Origin of the sequence: Hafnia alvei (genome assembly GCF_034424155.1) — a bacterium.
Classification (GTDB): Bacteria; Pseudomonadota; Gammaproteobacteria; order Enterobacterales; family Enterobacteriaceae; genus Hafnia; species Hafnia alvei.
Genome location: NZ_CP139992.1, coordinates 743,118 through 759,819, shown reverse-complemented (window position 1 = coordinate 759,819; position 16,702 = coordinate 743,118). Strand labels below are relative to the sequence as shown.

Annotated in this window: 17 protein-coding genes and 1 tRNA gene; 8 read left to right on the top strand and 10 right to left on the bottom strand. The window is 48.0% G+C overall.

Annotation, left to right across the window (positions count from 1 at the left end):
• The first annotated feature begins 438 nt into the window (after positions 1–438).
• From U0008_RS03550 to U0008_RS03525, 6 genes are all read left to right on the top strand, one after another.
• Positions 439–1,041, top strand: a complete 603-nt coding sequence (locus U0008_RS03550) for a CDP-alcohol phosphatidyltransferase family protein (protein WP_043490983.1) — start codon at positions 439–441, stop codon at positions 1,039–1,041.
• Positions 1,034–1,963, top strand: coding sequence for a phosphatidate cytidylyltransferase (locus tag U0008_RS03545; protein ID WP_043490980.1), 930 nt, complete (start codon positions 1,034–1,036; stop codon positions 1,961–1,963). Before U0008_RS03550 ends, U0008_RS03545 begins: the two co-directional genes overlap by 8 nt.
• A 9-nt stretch (positions 1,964–1,972) precedes the next feature.
• Positions 1,973–2,605 (top strand): lysophospholipid acyltransferase family protein, encoded by a 633-nt coding sequence (locus U0008_RS03540; protein ID WP_043490978.1) that lies wholly within the window; start codon positions 1,973–1,975, stop codon positions 2,603–2,605.
• A gap of 705 nt (positions 2,606–3,310) precedes the next feature.
• Positions 3,311–3,802: an Hcp family type VI secretion system effector gene (locus U0008_RS03535; RefSeq protein WP_043490972.1), complete on the top strand. Its 492-nt coding sequence runs from the start codon at positions 3,311–3,313 to the stop codon at positions 3,800–3,802.
• Positions 3,799–4,212: a polymorphic toxin type 44 domain-containing protein gene (locus U0008_RS03530; RefSeq protein WP_227660055.1), complete on the top strand. Its 414-nt coding sequence runs from the start codon at positions 3,799–3,801 to the stop codon at positions 4,210–4,212. The genes U0008_RS03535 and U0008_RS03530 overlap by 4 nt, the downstream gene beginning before the upstream one ends.
• Positions 4,190–4,615 carry a hypothetical protein gene (locus U0008_RS03525; protein ID WP_043490970.1) on the top strand — a complete coding sequence of 142 codons (426 nt, stop codon included), beginning with the start codon at positions 4,190–4,192 and terminating at the stop codon, positions 4,613–4,615. Before U0008_RS03530 ends, U0008_RS03525 begins: the two co-directional genes overlap by 23 nt.
• A gap of 504 nt (positions 4,616–5,119) precedes the next feature.
• Here the strand turns inward: U0008_RS03525 and U0008_RS03520 are convergent.
• The 6 genes from U0008_RS03520 to xerD form a co-directional block, all read right to left on the bottom strand.
• Positions 5,120–5,193 (bottom strand) — tRNA-Gly (locus U0008_RS03520).
• Positions 5,194–5,386: 193 nt separating this feature from the next.
• Entirely contained in the window at positions 5,387–6,904 is a 1,518-nt protein-coding gene (lysS, locus tag U0008_RS03515; protein WP_025801616.1) for a lysine--tRNA ligase, read from the bottom strand.
• Between the two features lie 9 nt (positions 6,905–6,913).
• A protein-coding gene (gene prfB / locus U0008_RS03510) for a peptide chain release factor 2 (RefSeq protein ID WP_096386376.1) occupies positions 6,914–8,012 on the bottom strand; the annotation gives its coding sequence in 2 pieces (ribosomal slippage) (positions 6,914–7,936 and positions 7,938–8,012; 1,098 coding nt in all).
• 406 nt (positions 8,013–8,418) lie between these two features.
• Complete coding sequence (gene recJ, locus U0008_RS03505) at positions 8,419–10,152, bottom strand: single-stranded-DNA-specific exonuclease RecJ (protein WP_043490968.1); 1,734 nt, start codon at positions 10,150–10,152, stop codon at positions 8,419–8,421.
• A 5-nt stretch (positions 10,153–10,157) separates the two neighbouring features.
• Entirely contained in the window at positions 10,158–10,874 is a 717-nt protein-coding gene (gene dsbC / locus U0008_RS03500; RefSeq protein WP_025801619.1) for a bifunctional protein-disulfide isomerase/oxidoreductase DsbC, read from the bottom strand.
• Positions 10,875–10,901: 27 nt separating this feature from the next.
• Entirely contained in the window at positions 10,902–11,813 is a 912-nt protein-coding gene (gene xerD / locus U0008_RS03495; RefSeq protein ID WP_226930151.1) for a site-specific tyrosine recombinase XerD, read from the bottom strand.
• Between the two features lie 192 nt (positions 11,814–12,005).
• Here xerD and fldB point away from each other — a divergent pair, with 192 nt between their 5' ends.
• On the top strand, positions 12,006–12,524 hold the full coding sequence (fldB, locus tag U0008_RS03490; protein ID WP_025801621.1) for a flavodoxin FldB: 519 nt from the start codon (positions 12,006–12,008) through the stop codon (positions 12,522–12,524).
• An 86-nt stretch (positions 12,525–12,610) separates the two neighbouring features.
• Here fldB and U0008_RS03485 read toward each other — a convergent pair whose 3' ends face one another.
• Complete coding sequence (locus tag U0008_RS03485; RefSeq protein WP_043490966.1) at positions 12,611–13,024, bottom strand: protein YgfX; 414 nt, start codon at positions 13,022–13,024, stop codon at positions 12,611–12,613.
• On the bottom strand, positions 13,005–13,271 hold the full coding sequence (sdhE, locus tag U0008_RS03480; RefSeq protein ID WP_025801623.1) for an FAD assembly factor SdhE: 267 nt from the start codon (positions 13,269–13,271) through the stop codon (positions 13,005–13,007). Before sdhE ends, U0008_RS03485 begins: the two co-directional genes overlap by 20 nt.
• A gap of 378 nt (positions 13,272–13,649) precedes the next feature.
• Here sdhE and ygfZ point away from each other — a divergent pair, with 378 nt between their 5' ends.
• Positions 13,650–14,639: a tRNA-modifying protein YgfZ gene (gene ygfZ, locus U0008_RS03475; RefSeq protein WP_043490963.1), complete on the top strand. Its 990-nt coding sequence runs from the start codon at positions 13,650–13,652 to the stop codon at positions 14,637–14,639.
• 153 nt (positions 14,640–14,792) lie between these two features.
• On the opposite strand, the gene U0008_RS03470 is transcribed toward ygfZ, so the two are convergent.
• Positions 14,793–15,611, bottom strand: a complete 819-nt coding sequence (locus tag U0008_RS03470; protein WP_043490961.1) for a shikimate 5-dehydrogenase — start codon at positions 15,609–15,611, stop codon at positions 14,793–14,795.
• A gap of 201 nt (positions 15,612–15,812) precedes the next feature.
• Positions 15,813–16,697, bottom strand: coding sequence for a nucleoside-specific channel-forming protein Tsx (locus U0008_RS03465; protein ID WP_043490960.1), 885 nt, complete (start codon positions 16,695–16,697; stop codon positions 15,813–15,815).
• Between the last annotated feature and the right edge of the window lie 5 nt (positions 16,698–16,702).

Sequence of the window (16,702 nt, the reverse complement as noted above, 5' to 3'; positions counted from 1 at the left end):
CGAGTAGCGAATAAGGAGATCATCGTTTCATTCATAATCAAAACTTATACTAAAAAATCATCTTCATCTGGATTTTATTAAATGGATGATGTTCTTTTGCATCTAAATCGTTCACTACCTTGCTATTTAGAATAATAGGATGTGCAGTGCATACAGATACAACGCATGAAAAATCCGAAAATATGTAAAGATGAGGCTATTACATTTAAAAACATTGCTCGTTTTTGTGAAATAAAACACAATTAACCCTATAAAAATCGCGTAAATATTTACAACTAAAACGGATGTAGGATAGAACGATGCCAAAGGATTTCTCTTCCCCTCTCTTCTTTTATGCGACACATAATATCTGCCTCAGTGAAGCCATAAATGCTTTGCTGGCGCACTGAATAGCCTTCGAGGATAAGTGGATTTAAATTATTTGGCAGGAGCCATAACGTGACCTTATACGACATTAAACCTAAGTTTCAGAATCTATTAAGACCCATGGTTGTCAAACTCCACGCTGGGGGGGTGACGGCCAATCAGGTCACGCTACTGGCCATGCTGACGTCCGTATTTCTAGGCGGATTGCTGATGTATTTCCCTACACCAATTTTATATATTTCGCTGCCGTTTTATTTATTCTTTCGCATGGCGCTAAACGCTATCGACGGCATGCTGGCCAGAGAGTTTAAGCAGCAATCAACGCTCGGTGCCATTCTGAATGAAGTTGGCGACATTATTTCCGATGCTGCGCTCTACCTTGCTTTCGCTTTTTTAACCGGCATCGCGCCTTGGCTGGTGATACTCGTGGTACTGCTTTCCTGGCTCACCGAGTTTTGTGGTGTCATCGCCCAAACATTAACAGGGATCCGGAACTACCGCGGTCCACTCGGCAAAAGCGATCGAGCGTTTGTGCTTGGTGCATTAGGTCTATTTATTGCGCTCTGGCCTCAGTATGTCAGCGTTGCCAATATCGTATTTGGTATTGCGGCACTGTTACTTGCGTGGACCTGCATTAACCGCTGCCGCAGTGCTTTGGAGGCGAAAAATGCCTGATACCATGCACACGCTATATTATTGCCTAGGCGGGATCTTCAGCGTTTTACTACTGGCGACTATGATTATCTTCGCCTTAAAAAAACTCCGTCCACAGCGCGATTGGTTGGAGTTACAACAACGCATCAATAGTTGGTGGGTAATCATTTGCCTATTTTCACTCGCGATGTTGTCACCCAAATGGCTGGCGCTGACTTTCTTCGGCTTTATCAGTTTTCTGTCATTAAAAGAGTACCTGACGCTAGCCCCAACGCGACGTTCAGACAGCGTGCCATTGCTATGGATGTACGCCGCAATTCCTCTGCAATATATCTGGATAGGCATGTCGTGGTACGGAATGTTCATTATCTTCATTCCTATTTATGTATTTTTATTCCTACCGGCTCGCATGGTTATCGTCGGCGATACCAAAGGATTCTTACATTCTGCGTCGGTCATGCACTGGGGCATGATGACCACGGTTTTTGCATTGAGTCACGTTGCCTTTCTGCTAACGCTGCCCGGCATTAATGCCAATGCGGGGGCTTTGCTGGTTATTTTCTTAGTCGCAACGACAGAGCTTAACGACATTGCCCAGTATCTGTGGGGTAAATCACTGGGCAAAATTAAAGTTACGCCTAAAGTCAGCCCAAATAAAACGCTGGCCGGATTAATCGGCGGAGTCATGACCACCACTCTGCTAGCAGCGATTTTTGGCCCACTTCTTACACCAATGGATTGGCACCATTCATTGGCGGCAGGTGTCATTATTGGCCTAAGTGGATTCTGCGGTGACGTGGTGATGTCAGCGATTAAACGAGACTTCGGCGTGAAAGACTCCGGCAAACTGCTGCCCGGGCACGGCGGTATTCTCGATCGCATGGACTCGCTGATTTATACCGCACCGCTGTTCTTCCATTTTTATTATTACTTTTACGTTTAAGGAACACTCATGAACCGCATGCTGCGCTGGATTTTTACGCTATGCGTTGCCTATCCCGTGGTTTGGATTTGGCTCGGTGTTCGTGTCTCTAACCGTAAAAAATTACCGATAGATGGCCCAGCGATTATCGTAGCGAATCACAATAGCCATCTCGACGTGCTGACACTATTCACCCTATTTCCGCTCTCAACGTTGGTCAACGTGCAGCCCGTCGCAGCGGCAGATTACTTTTTGAAAAACAAGTTGATTAGTTGGTTTGCACTGAAGGTGATCGGCATCATCCCTGTTTATCGTGGAGCCCATCAGACCAACCCGTTACAAGCCTGCGTTGATGCATTAAATGAAAAGAAAATTGTGATTATTTTTCCCGAGGGCACACGCGGAGAGCCGGGTAAATTTTCAGAAATAAAATCCGGCATCTGGCATTTGAGCCAGCAATGCCCTGAAGTTCCCATTATTCCTGTCTATATGCACGGCCTTGACCGTTCGATGGGAAAAGGCCAAAAGATTCCGGTGCCTTTCTTTATCGACATCTTTATTGATGACGCCTTGTTTTATGACGCGGACAAAATCACATTTAAGCGATCGCTATTAAATCGTTTTGTCGCTTTACAGCAGGTTGCTACAAGGAAAACAGCATGAGTCATGAAACACTTTCAATATCCTAATAAATATGGATTTATCGAGTAAAAGTTGAAATGAGTGGACTACAGGGGGATGGAGAGATTTGGAGCGGGCGAAGGGAATCGAACCCTCGTAGAGACTCTCGTTACTCCATCCCAACATTGTACATATGACTATTAAGAACAATCAGTATATTTTTCAAGGTCATTCTGGTGTGTGGATCTTTCAGGTCTTTGTACCTGCTTACATGCGGTATCTGTGCGAGAATAAATGAGCCTGGCGAAAATCCATCAGGACAAAAGACATCATTAAGGTTCGCCACTTTATAAGTAACATACTGATTAAGTTGAATAATATTAAGGCATTGCTGAATCCTGATCGTGAAGATATTCGTATACAGAATACGATCACTACTCTCCACACTACGATCAAACAGCCAAAGAGTATACCTGTAGCAATCTCCCCGCTCCCAACGCTGGTAGTCATGCGTGATGAATACATGATGGTTTACAACGAACAGTAAGTATTCCCCAAATGTGAAGACGTTCGATAACTGCGAAAAGTAAAGAGACCACTCCAGCCTGCTTATTTTTAGCACAACTTAACTCAAATTTAACCGCACTTACATTAATGATTTTGTTACATTTGATTATTTACCGTACATGCCACCTATAGGTACACTTTCCTTATGGATATTCATAACAACATGAGGAAAAAGAAAAAATGGCTATTCCAGCTTACCTATGGCTCCAAGGCGATGGCGGTGCGGACATTAAGGAATCTGTAGACGTTCAAGACCGGGACAGCAGCATTGAGATCGCCGGGTTTTCTCATAATCTGAGTATTCCAACTGACAGAATGACGGAAAAGATCACAGGAACCCGCAAGCACTCAGCCGTGCTACTTCAAAAAGAATTTGATAGTTCCTTCCCTTACCTCTATAAAGCTGTTGCCACTGGTCAGACGCTAACATCTGCTGAGTTTAAATGGTACACGATCAACGATGTAGGACAGGAAGCGGAATATTTCCGTATCCTGCTTGAAGGTGTGAAAGTTGTCGGTGTTTCTCCAGTTATGCACAACACTAAAGCCCCTACCGAAGAGACGCATAGCCATCTTGAGTGCATAGAGCTTCGCTATGAAAAAAACACCAGAAAATACTGCAATGGTAACGTACAGTTTACCGACGCATGGAATGGGAGAGCGCAAGCGTGAGATATCCAACATTAGCGGTATCACCTCACCCGCCGTTTGATGTGTCCTCTTTCGCCCCGTTTGATGTGAATATCGTCAATAACATGATGATGGCTCGCTTTCACCGTGGCCCGTCCGCTCTTACGTATACATGGTTTTATCAGCAGGTAAGAGGGCATGGCCCATGGGATTACAAACAGCGCGGTAAACAGTTTGAGAATTTTGGTAACTTCCATTACGGTGCGGTTGGTCACGCTGCCGGAATGACTGATGAAGTGTTACTCCGGGGGGCTGGATGGGCGCAAAGTCGAGCAGGTACAACAAACCCGGCTTTCGGTAATTGGTATGGTTTAACACCTTACGGTGATGATCCTAACGACCAATATTGGATAAGAGCAGGCATCAACTATGCAAAACGCTCTGGCTTTTAAGAAACGTTATCTACTCTTAATCCTGCTGGCGCTTGTCGCCTTTGGGGTTTACAAGGTGCTGCACTTCTCACCCCTTGAACAAGAGATTATTAAGAAGGTGAAAGTTAACAACCTGGCTAACCTCTACATCACAGAAGCAAGCGCAGGAGCCACTACAGGCTTTTCCTATCGTTTCTATCTCTATGATGCAACCAAAGATGATAAAGCGTTTATGGCGAGCCTGGAGGACGATTACGAGCCTTTCATGATCACCACGGACAAAGACACATTGAAGAAGGTCGAGAATGACGCGATCTATCTGTCAGTCAAGGGAACCGTCTACACTTTTCACAGTCCTGCTGATTATCTGGCAGGAGGTTCGATCTACTCCGTTCCTGTCTATCTCACCTCATCACCATTCTAAGAGCATAGCCAGCTTTCACGCTGGCTCTTTTCTTCTGCTCTCAGACAATAGGAGCCACAAAGCCCCGTTAGTGGTAAGGAGACAAAAAGAACATAGCAACTTCATCAGATTCTCAGAGGGATTAAATCTTATCAGGTTGTTCGTGTACCGTAAGACGCGTGAGCAAAACGCTGACAGAGCCTGCTCTGTAGCTACAAGCGATTTACCACTATTCACAGGTTCACGAGGCTCAGAGCACCTCGCATCAAGCTTAAATACGTGTGATCAATCTGTCGATGAAATAACAATGCCTAGTTGGGCTTTTTTTCACATTTTGCTATCGCGATGCGAGAACGCGAGTACCGCCTACGCTGAGTTATACTGTCATCTCACCATATAACTTAGCGTGACAGTTACAAATGGCAGATCACAATGATAGAACCCACCTATAGGTGACTAAAACAGAAAACTATTTAATTTACTGATAGATAAGGCTTTTAAGGGTTTTCTATAAGGAGTGATATTTGGAGCGGGCGAAGGGAATCGAACCCTCGTATAGAGCTTGGGAAGCTCTCGTTCTACCATTGAACTACGCCCGCATCAATGTGGCGATCATTATAGTCCCTTCTGGCACGCCATCAAGCAGATTAAAACCCTAAGTGACGAATAATTAAGCGGTTAGACCGTTGGGCGATCACAATATAGGAAATCAATTCAAAAAAAATCCCCACGGTTTTAATACCAGTGGGGATTTTTATTTGGTATGCGGCAGGCTCGCTACCGCTTACAAACTTATTTGATTGGACGCATTGCTGGGAACAGGATCACGTCACGGATGGTATGGCTGTTGGTGAACAGCATCATCATACGGTCGATACCAATACCCAGACCTGCGGTTGGTGGCAAACCGTGTTCCAGAGAAGTCACATAGTCTTCATCGTAGAACATCGCTTCGTCATCACCTTCGTCTTTCGCACGAACCTGATCCTGGAAGCGTTCAGCCTGATCTTCCGCATCGTTAAGCTCGGAGAAGCCGTTACCAATTTCACGGCCGCCGATGAAGAACTCGAAGCGGTCAGTGATGAACGGGTTATCATCGTTACGACGAGCCAGCGGAGAAACCTCTGCTGGATATTCGGTGATGAAGGTTGGCTGAATCAGGTTTTTCTCTGCGGTTTCGTCAAAGATTTCACACTGAATACGGCCTAGGCCCCAGCTCTTCTCGATCTTAATGCCCAAAGATTCTGCGATTTTGATCGCTTTATCCAAGTCATCCAAATCTTCCATTTTAATGTCTGGACGATAGTGGTTGATGGACTCTTTCATGGTCATTTTGATGAAAGGTTTGCCGAAGTCGAAAGTCTGGTCGCCGTACTGAACAATGCTGCTGCCCAGAACTTCCTGAGTCAGAGTACGGAACAGATCTTCGGTCAGAACGATCAGATCTTTGTAATCCGCGTAAGCCATATAGAGTTCCATCATGGTGAACTCTGGGTTATGACGCGGAGAAACGCCTTCGTTACGGAAGTTACGGTTGATTTCGAATACGCGTTCGAAGCCACCCACAACCAGACGTTTCAGGTACAGTTCTGGCGCGATACGTAGATACATATCGATATCCAGCGCATTGTGGTGAGTGATGAATGGACGTGCAGAAGCACCACCAGGGATCACTTGCATCATAGGAGTTTCCACTTCCATGAAGCCTTTGTTCACCATAAAGCTACGGATAGCAGCCAGAGTTTTAGAACGAATACGGAAAGTCTCGCGAGACTCTTCGTTAGCGATCAGATCAAGATAACGCTGACGATAGCGAGTTTCCTGATCGGACAGACCGTGGAATTTGTCTGGCAGCGGGCGCAGTGCCTTAGTCAGCAGACGAATTTCGGTACAATGGATAGACAATTCACCCGTCTGAGTGCGGAATACTTTACCGCGCGCACCAATGATGTCACCCAAGTCCCATTTTTTGAACTGGTCGTTGTACAGGCCTTCTGGCAGATCGTCACGTGCAACATACAGCTGGATGCGACCACCCATATCCTGCAGAGTAACGAAGGCAGCTTTACCCATAATACGGCGGGTCATCATACGACCAGCAACAGAAACCTCGATGTTCAGATCTTCGAGTTCTGCTTTATCCTTTTCGTCGTACAGGCTATGCAACTTGTCCGAAGTAGCATCACGGCGGAAATCGTTAGGGAATGCGATCCCTTCCTTGCGCAGCGCGGCCAATTTTTCACGGCGAGACTGCATTTCGTTGTTAAGATCAAGAGCCTGATCGGCACCTTGTGATTGTTGTTCAGACATATTGTTTCCTCATAACCCGGCTTTCAAGCTTGCCTCAATGAATCTATCCAGGTCGCCATCTAACACGGCCTGTGTATTACGCGTTTCAACGCCAGTACGTAAATCCTTAATGCGAGAGTCATCCAGAACGTAAGAACGGATTTGGCTCCCCCAACCGATGTCAGACTTGTTGTCTTCCATCACTTGTTTCTCAGCATTTTTCTTCTGCATTTCGTATTCGTACAGCTTAGCTTTCAGCTGACGCATTGCCTGATCTTTGTTCTTATGCTGAGAACGGTCATTCTGACACTGAGTCACAATGTTGGTCGGAATATGGGTAATACGTACTGCGGATTCCGTACGGTTAACGTGCTGACCACCGGCACCAGAGGCGCGGTATACGTCAATACGCAAATCGGCTGGATTGATCTCGATATCAATATCGTCATCCACTTCTGGGTACACAAACGCAGAGCTAAATGACGTATGACGACGACCACCAGAGTCAAACGGGCTTTTACGTACCAGACGATGAACGCCAGTTTCAGTACGCAGCCAGCCGTAAGCATATTCACCGGAGATTTTTACGGTCGCAGATTTCAGACCGGCTACTTCGCCGTCTGATTCTTCAATAATTTCGGTTTTGAAACCTTTGGCTTCCGCCCAGCGCAGGAACATACGCAGCAACATGCTTGCCCAGTCCTGTGCTTCTGTCCCGCCAGAACCGGCCTGAATGTCGATATAACAATCAGCGCTGTCGTACTCACCTGAGAACATACGACGGAATTCTAACTGAGCCAGTTTGGCGTCTAACTGATCCAGCTCAACGACGGCCTCATTGAAGGTCTCTTCGTCGTCGGCTTCGATAGCCAGCTCCAGCAATCCGGATACATCATCCAGACCCTGAGTCATTTGATTGATGGTATTAACGATTTCTTCTAACGAGGAACGTTCTTTGCCCAGCGCCTGTGCGCGTTCTGGCTCATTCCATACGTCGGGCTGCTCGAGCTCGGCGTTAACTTCTTCTAGCCGTTCTTTCTTGGCATCATAGTCAAAGATACCCCCTCAGAACTTCTGTCCGGTCAGACAGGTCCTGGATACGGCTTTTTACCGGATTAATTTCAAACATATTTTCTTATATCTTTCGTTAAGTGTTCAGCGACGGAACCATGTCATTCCTCTAAAGGAATTCCTAAACCGTCATAAAGAGACGATAAAAATAGCGTTAAGGCAGCGTAATGAACTAAAAAACTGCTTACGCCTAGCTTTCGACTCTATCAAAATGTCCTTACAGAATATAGCAACTCACACCTATAAATGGCAGTCATTCCGCGATTTTCAAGCTCTATTGCTGCAATTTCCGGCGAGGAACGACGCGATTAAAATGTATGGCTTATTGCAGGCTCGCTGTTATTACTTCTTCTTATAAAAGAGCGACGTCTCACTACACTTAATCATCTGAGGAGTATAACGAGAACAAAAAGGGGCAGCTTGTGCTACCCCTCATACATTACATGGATTTTTGTTCGAGTGCGTCAGCGCGGCCAAAGGTGCTGAATCATCAGCTGTACACTTCGGTTGCCACGATATTCGTTAATGTCCAGCTTAAATGCCAGCTCCACTTCACGTACGCTCGGATCTGGCCACAGCGCGGTATCCACGTTAAAAGCGATACCATCTAGCAACGGGCCGCCACCCACAGGCTCAACCATCAGCTTCAGGTGACGTTCACCCACCAGCCTCTGCTGCAAGATTTTGAACTTGCCGTCGAAGGTAGGATCAGGAAACGCCTGCCCCCATGGCCCTGCATCGCGCAGCAACTCTGCGGTTGGCAGCGAAAGCTCATCCATCGCCAGTTCACCGTCAGACCAGATCACGCCTTCAAGCTGAGATGCATCCAGCCATTCGCCGACCAGTTCAGCAAAACGCTGACGGAACTCATCAAAGCGCGATTCTTCTAATGACAATCCGGCCGCCATCGCGTGACCGCCAAACTTCATGATCAAACCGGGGTTTTGCGAATCAATACGCTCCAGCGCATCGCGCATGTGCAAACCGTGAATGGAACGACCAGAGCCTTTCAGAATGCCATCGCCCGCTGGAGCAAAAGCAATCACCGGGCGGTAAAAGCGCTCTTTGATGCGTGAAGCGAGAATGCCCACCACGCCTTGGTGCCATTCAGGATGATACAGCGCCAAACCGTACGGCATTTCAACCGTAGTGCGTTCCAGCTCGCTGCAAATCTGCAATGCCTCAACCTGCATGCCCTGCTCTATCTCACGACGCGTCACGTTCAAACTATCCAGATCGCTGGCAAGCTCGCGCGCTTTTGGCATCTCGTCGCAAAGCAGCAGTTCAACGCCAACCGACATGTTGTCCAAGCGCCCTGCGGCGTTAAGACGTGGACCAAGCGCAAAACCTAAATCGCTTGCGACCAACTGACGAGCATCACGATTGGCAATTTCCAACAACGCACGGATCCCAACGCGACATTTACCCGCGCGGATACGATTAAGCCCCTGATGCACCAAAATTCGGTTATTGGCATCCAGCGCCACAACGTCTGCCACCGTGCCTAGCGCCACTAAATCGAGCAGGTCAGCCAGATTCGGCGCGGCGATCCCGTGTTGTTCAAACCAGCCGTGTTCATTCAGATGCTTGCGCAGCGCTAACATCAGATAGAACGCCACGCCAACACCGGCCAACGACTTCGACGGGAAACCACAGTCGTTAAGATTCGGGTTAACCATCGCATCAGCGGCGGGTAAAGTTTCCCCCGGCAGATGGTGATCGGTAACCAGTACTTTGATCCCACGAGCATGCGCATTATCAACGCCTGCGTGAGACGATATACCGTTATCGACGGTCATGATCAGCTCTGCGCCCATAGCAGCAGCCTGCTCAACCACTTCAGGGCTTAGCCCGTAGCCATCTTCAAAACGGTTCGGTACCAGATACTGAACGTTTGCCGCCCCCATGCTGCGCAATGCCAACATGGAAAGCGCGGTGCTGGTTGCGCCATCGGCATCAAAATCGCCGACGATAACAATACGTTGATGCTCAGACAGTGCCTGATGAAGGAGCTCGACTGCGCGATCGATGCCCGATAACGTCTGGTATGAGAGTAAACCTTTAACCCCACGCTCCAGCTCTTGCATGCTAACAATGCCACGGTTGGCATAGACGCGGCGCAATAGTGGATGGAGATCGTCAGGAAGTTCATGATTTTCCACCGCCTCTCGGCGGCGGAGCTGTGTTGATACGATCAAACCAATTAACCTTTAGCCTTGCTCATGGCTGCCTGCGCATCCAACATCGCCAACATCTCTTTCGGTCCCTGATAGCCAGGGATCACGGTGCCGTCGTTCAGCACAATGGCAGGAGTTCCCTGCACGCCAAACTGCACGCCGAGCTCATAGTGTTTTTTGATATCAACATTACAGGTTGCTGGCTGAGTCGCTTCACCGCTCAATGCCGCATCAAATGCCTTGCGACGATCGGCCATGCACCAGATTGACTGCATATCTCTTTCCGCTTGAGAGCTTAAACCCTGACGCGGGAATGCCAGATAACGCACGGTGATACCCAGATCGTTATACTCTTTCATCTGCGAATGCAGTTTGTGGCAGTAGCCACAGGTGATGTCGGTAAAGACCGTAATCACATGTTTTTCTTTTGGTGCTTTGTAGACAATCATCTCAGGCACCAGCTTTTGCAGACGTCCAACCAGAATCTGGTTAGTCACGTTAACTGGCACCGCGCCGCTGACGTCATACATCGGCCCTTGCAGAATGTGCTTACCATCGCTGGTCACGTAAAGTACGCCGTTGTCGGTAAATACCGTTTGCAAACCGGCAACCGGAGAAGGCTGAATCTCGGCTTTCTGTACGCCCAATGTTTTCAGCGACTGCTGGATTTCAGCATCACCTGCATGTGCTGCGCCAGTGACTGAAGCCGCCAGCAAAGACAGCCAAATTAAACCTTTCTTCATTGCGTAATCCTTGTATTTCCCTGCGCCTTACGCACGGGGATGATGCTGTTGATGTAGCTGCTTCAGTCGTTCAGTAGCTACATGCGTATAAATTTGGGTTGTGGACAGATCGCTATGTCCTAACAACATTTGTACGACACGCAAATCTGCCCCATGGTTCAGCAAATGGGTGGCAAAAGCGTGCCTGAGCACATGCGGAGACAAGCGCGAGCTATCGATGCCCGCCAGTACCGCATAATGCTTAATGCGATGCCAAAACGTTTGGCGCGTCATCTGTTGGGCACGATTACTGGGAAACAGCACGTCTATCGTTTGCCCATTCAGCAGCCATGGTCGACCATATTCCAGATAATACTCAATCCAGTAAACCGCCTCTTCTCCCAGCGGAACCAGCCGTTCTTTATTACCTTTACCAATAACGCGCACCACGCCCTGACGCAAGCTAACATCGGCCTGCGTCAGCCCCACCAGTTCAGAAACGCGGAGTCCGGTGGCATAAAGCACTTCAAGCATCGCCTTATCACGCAGTTCTATTGGGTTCTCAACGCTTGGTGTTTGCAGCAGCGTATCAACCTGCTCTTCGGTGAGATCTTTCGGCAGTCGCTGCGGTAGCTTTGGCGATGATAATAACGTCGTCGGATCGTCGCTGCGCATTTTTTCACGATAGAAATACTGAAATAAACGACGCATGGCGCTAAGTAAACGGGCAGAGCTGGTCGCTTTATAGCCGCCATCGACGCGTTCAGCTAAGAAACTTTGCAGATCAGAAACCTGAGCCTGTAATAAATCAGAATGATGATGCGCCAGCCATTCAGCCAACGACCGTAAATCTAAACGATAAGAGGCCAGCGTATTTTCGGCTAAGTTGCGCTCTAACCACAGCGCATCTAAAAATTGTTCTATCAGTGCCTGATCTTGCTCGTGCACCGGCGACTCCATTGATAAAGACTCAAACCAAGGTTTAGTGTGCATTATGCCTGACACGGATTCAAATCTGATACACTCTGCTGTTATGTATTTGTAACCCGACGGCAGCAACTTCCCTGCACCCTTTACATTACCGCAGCGTTCGCTACCTTCTTTCACCCTGATTGCCGCCTAGTCGCAGCTCGAATGTTTTTAGGTATTACTATGAAGATAGGTCTTTTTTACGGCTCCAGCACTTGCTATACCGAAATGGCCGCTGAAAAAATTCGCGATATTCTCGGCGCCGAGTTAGTCGATTTACATAACATCAAAGACGTTCCCATCCAGCGCATGGAGGATTACGACATTCTGATCCTCGGTATTCCAACCTGGGACTTTGGTGAGATTCAAGAGGACTGGGAAGCCGTCTGGGACGCACTGCCAAGCTTGAATCTACAAAATAAAATCATCGCCATGTATGGCATGGGTGATCAACTTGGTTATGGCGAATGGTTCCTCGATGCACTGGGTATGCTTCACGATCGTTTACTGCCGCTAGGCGTGCAGTTTGTCGGCTATTGGCCAACAGAAGGCTACGAGTTTACTAGCCCTAAACCGGTGATTGACGATGGCAAGCTGTTCGTTGGCTTGGCTCTCGACGAAGCGAATCAATACGATTTAAGCGACAAGCGCCTAGAACAATGGTGCGAACAGATCATGCTGGAGATCGCTGAAATGCTGTAATGCGATGCTTATTGCACACATTGCATAGAAAGAAACAAAAATGCCCGATGGAAACCTCGGGCACTATTCACTAATCACTCTGGTCACTAATCACTCTGGTGGGTTTGCATCAAAGTGCGGCGCAAATGGCACCACGCCTCTGGCGTCAAACTGTCTGCCGCAATCCATAAACGCTTTTTCGTTCCCTGCGGCTTCACACTTCTCAAGGGTAGCAATGCGCCAAAATCACTGATCCAAGGCGTCTTACATAACTCCCATTCGTTCTGTTGCCATTGAATATGGTTATCCGCTAGAAAGCTAAACTCTCCCTGAATCTTAGCGATCTGCTTTTGGCTGCGGATACATTCAAACACAACTAAAGTCAGCAACACCAACCAATAAAAACTATAGTTTTCCGGCCAGGGTGCTAGCAAAATCAACAAAATCAGAATGCCATGCGTAACTAACAACAAGAGTTGCGTTCGCCATGACACTCGTACATCACAACGCCATTGGTCCACGATCTTTGTTTCGCGTTTGAATAAGTTTAACCATATGCGCTAATTCAGGATCCTTGGGTGAACCGTGGTTCATGAGCCAATTAAAAAGATCGGGATCGTCGCACTCAAGTAAGCGTACAAATGTCTGTTTGTCTGCATCGCTCAGTGAATCATACTCATGTTCGAAAAACGGCATAATGGAGATATCCAGCTCACGCATACCGCGGCGACAGGCCCAATGAATGCGTGATTTATTTCCTATATCCATGATTTACTCACTCCTGATCAGTTAAACCTTATTCTTATAAGATAATCTCGTAAGACACCCCGTAGCTCACTGGGTTCCCAGCCGATACGAGATACGCGACTCCATTTTAGCGCGAATCTAGCGAAGATTTAGAAAATAGGTTCACAAACTGACATATTTATTAGTGCATTATGTACCAGACCGTGCGTTAAACCTCGGCAAATATAAGGTTTAAAGAAAAACTCGGAATTCTCCTCGCTCTTTGCCGCCTTAGTCCCACATATTTACCTCTGCGTGTGAGCATTTATACCAATAGCGCAATATTTCCATTTGCAATCCTACCCACCTCTCTTAACATGGTTGGATTCCATTTCGGGATTGCATCAGTAGGGAACCATCATGACTTTGAACTCTCTTTTCGCGCCACGCCAACCGGTAGCCTCTAACCATCTGCCGTTAACAATAATGTTGCTCAACGATTGGCAGTTGGTAAACGTGACAGGGCCTGACGCTAGCAAATATTTGCAGGGCCAGCTCACCGTAGACGTTGCAGCACTCACTGAGCATGAACACACCCTCTGCGGGCATTGTGACGCGAAGGGAAAAATGTGGAGCGATCTGCGTTTATTCCATCGAGCAGAAGGCTTCTCTTATTTAGTACGCCGCAGCGTGGCAGAAAACCAAATCACCGAATTGAAAAAATACGCGGTGTTTTCCAAACTCACTATCAGCGCCGACAATGATGCGGTGATCCTCGGCGTTGCTGGCTTTAAAGCAGACGCGGCACTTGCAGCCTATTTCCCGCAGTTGCCTGATGCCAACACACCGGCGGTGACGCATGAAGACACCACGCTGCTCTATTTATCTCAGCCGGAAGCACGCTATTTGCTGATAACCTCTTTATCCACCGCTGAAATGCTCGCAGACAAGCTGCGTGACAGTGCACAGTTTAACGACGGTCAGCAGTGGGTTGAGCTTGAAATCGAAGCGGGCCAGCCGGTTATTGACGTCGCTAATAGCGGTCAGTTTATTCCACAGGCCACGAATCTTCAGGCGCTGAATGGTATCTGCTTTAAAAAAGGCTGCTACACCGGCCAAGAAATGGTGGCTCGTGCTAAATATCGCGGTGCCAACAAGCGAGCGCTTTATTGGCTGCAAGGCTCAGCCAGTCGCGTACCGCAGGCAGGTGAAGATTTAGAACTCAAGTTAGGCGAAAACTGGCGACGTACCGGAACGGTATTAGCCGCCGTTCAACTTAACGACGGCAGCCTCAACGTTCAGGTCGTGCTCAATAACGATTTAGAAACCGATAGCGTTCTACGCGTTCGTGACGATGAAGGCAGCATGCTAACGATTCAACCACTGCCATATTCGTTGGTGGAAGGGTAATTCATCCCATTGCTTGACCCCACCTCAGCCCTCCCCTTCGCAGGGGAGGGGGCCGAACGGTTCTCGGTATTAATTTCGCACTCGATATGCTCCTCCCCCTGCTAAGGGGGAGGCTGGGAGGGGGTCTGCCAAACTAAAAGCACTTACCCCATTTCACCCACGCGCATATTTCGCCGCAGCCAAAAACAGCTCATGTTCGGGGCGAATACCGGTATACAACACGAACTGCTCAACCGCCTGAATAGCAAAAACTTCAGCGCCGCTAATCACCGTTTTCCCCTGAGTCTTGGCATAGCGAATCATCGGCGTTTCTGATGGCAAAGCAACAACATCAAAAATCACCTTCGCACGGTCGATCTCATCTTCGCTAAAGGCCAACGTATCGGCATCGACTCCCCCGCTCATGCCAATTGGCGTTGCGTTGATCAACACATCGGCTTCCACGCCCTGCATATCCGGTCGCCACTCATAGCCATATAGAGAGGCAAGTTGCTGGCCGGTTTTTTCATTCTTGGCCACAATATAGCCTTGTTTAAAGCCAGCGTCTTTTAACGCACAGGCCACGGCCTTCGCCATTCCACCGCTACCACGCAGGGCAAAGACTTGTTCAGGAGAAACGGCATACTGCGCCAAAAGCTGGGCAATCGCTAAATAGTCGGTGTTATACGCTTTGAGATAGCCATCGGTATTCACAATGGTGTTAACTGAATCAATGGCGTTAGCAGATGCATCCATCTCATCCACCAGTGGGATAACTTCCTCTTTAAACGGCATCGAGATCGCGCAACCACGGATCCCCAACGCACGTACACCGCCAATGGCCGCTTTGATATCTTTGGTCGTAAAGGCCTTGTAGAGATAGTCCAGATCGAGCGCATCATAAAGATAATTATGAAAACGTGTGCCGAAGTTGCTCGGACGCGCCGCCAGCGACATACATACCTGAGTATCTTTATTGAGATGTTTAGTCATAGAACCTCTTCGCCAAAAAATGAATCCAGAAAAGCCGCAGAGTGACACCTGCGTTTGCCACTATCATGGACTAAAACAAACAGGGTGAAAATGGCTGAATTTGCTGTTAAAAGTTCCTCTTTTAATCCGCTATCAGGCTGGGCCCAAATGCAAAAAAGGAGCCATTAGGCTCCTTTTGTATAGGCATCAACTTGGTGAAACTTAGAAGTTGTAACCCGCAACCAGGTAGTAACCCCAGCCGGTAGATTTCACGTCAAAGTTACCTTTGCCAAAGTTCAGCTCAGTACCATCCTGCCATTGTCCGCCGTTATGGAAATAACGTGCAACGAAGGAGTAGTGCCAGTGATCGTAGTTCAGTGCCAAAATATGGCTAGAAGCGATAGAGTTGCTGGTACGAGTACGCATGCCATTCAGGTCGCTATGGCCAGAATCTTTACCTAAGTCAGAACCCCAGTCAAAGTTGGTGAAGCCGATGTAGCTCAGCTTACCGCCCAATACTTCGGTGATTGGCACGAAGTATTTAACTTTGAAACGGTAGCCGTCCCATTCGTTTTCGTTGGCCGCATCGTAGTTCTGCCACTGGTATTTGGCATACACGTTCATCGACAGGCTCATTGGCAAGCCGGTATCAATGTCGGTACCCAGACCCATGTACCAAGTGCTCTGACGGTTATCGCTGTTACGTCCCATATCGTAGATATAGTTATTCGCGAAGTACCACTCTTTGAACGGGCCGAAGCTCAGATCGGTGCCGGTCAGCTTATCAATAGAGAAGCGTGGCTCAATTTCCATGAACAGAGGAGAACCGTGGTTCCAGATACCGCGAGAGGTGCTGTCACCGCCGAAGAACATTGGCGCATCCACATAACCGTAGAAGTCGAACCAATCTTTCTTAGCAAAAGCTTCGTACTCAAGGTAAGTATCGTCTCTCAGTTGTGGTCCGAAGCGCGTATGGGCGCTGCCCACCACGTTAACGCTTTGATGCCACCAGTCAGAAAGATATTCGCTGTTGTTGTCTGCTGCTACAGCAGTAACGCTGCTTGAAAGTGCAAGCACGGTGCCTGCAGCTAAAATTATTTTTTTCATAATAT

Coding starts and splice junctions, on each gene's coding strand:
- U0008_RS03465 (WP_043490960.1), bottom strand. CDS start 16,697: ATGAAAAAAATAATTTTAGCTGCAGGCACCGTGCTTGCACTTTCAAGC.
- lysS (WP_025801616.1), bottom strand. CDS start 6,904: ATGTCTGAACAACAATCACAAGGTGCCGATCAGGCTCTTGATCTTAAC.
- U0008_RS03535 (WP_043490972.1), top strand. CDS start 3,311: ATGGCTATTCCAGCTTACCTATGGCTCCAAGGCGATGGCGGTGCGGAC.
- U0008_RS03525 (WP_043490970.1), top strand. CDS start 4,190: ATGCAAAACGCTCTGGCTTTTAAGAAACGTTATCTACTCTTAATCCTG.
- dsbC (WP_025801619.1), bottom strand. CDS start 10,874: ATGAAGAAAGGTTTAATTTGGCTGTCTTTGCTGGCGGCTTCAGTCACT.
- xerD (WP_226930151.1), bottom strand. CDS start 11,813: ATGGAGTCGCCGGTGCACGAGCAAGATCAGGCACTGATAGAACAATTT.
- U0008_RS03545 (WP_043490980.1), top strand. CDS start 1,034: ATGCCTGATACCATGCACACGCTATATTATTGCCTAGGCGGGATCTTC.
- sdhE (WP_025801623.1), bottom strand. CDS start 13,271: ATGGATATAGGAAATAAATCACGCATTCATTGGGCCTGTCGCCGCGGT.
- U0008_RS03470 (WP_043490961.1), bottom strand. CDS start 15,611: ATGACTAAACATCTCAATAAAGATACTCAGGTATGTATGTCGCTGGCG.
- fldB (WP_025801621.1), top strand. CDS start 12,006: ATGAAGATAGGTCTTTTTTACGGCTCCAGCACTTGCTATACCGAAATG.
- U0008_RS03540 (WP_043490978.1), top strand. CDS start 1,973: ATGAACCGCATGCTGCGCTGGATTTTTACGCTATGCGTTGCCTATCCC.
- ygfZ (WP_043490963.1), top strand. CDS start 13,650: ATGACTTTGAACTCTCTTTTCGCGCCACGCCAACCGGTAGCCTCTAAC.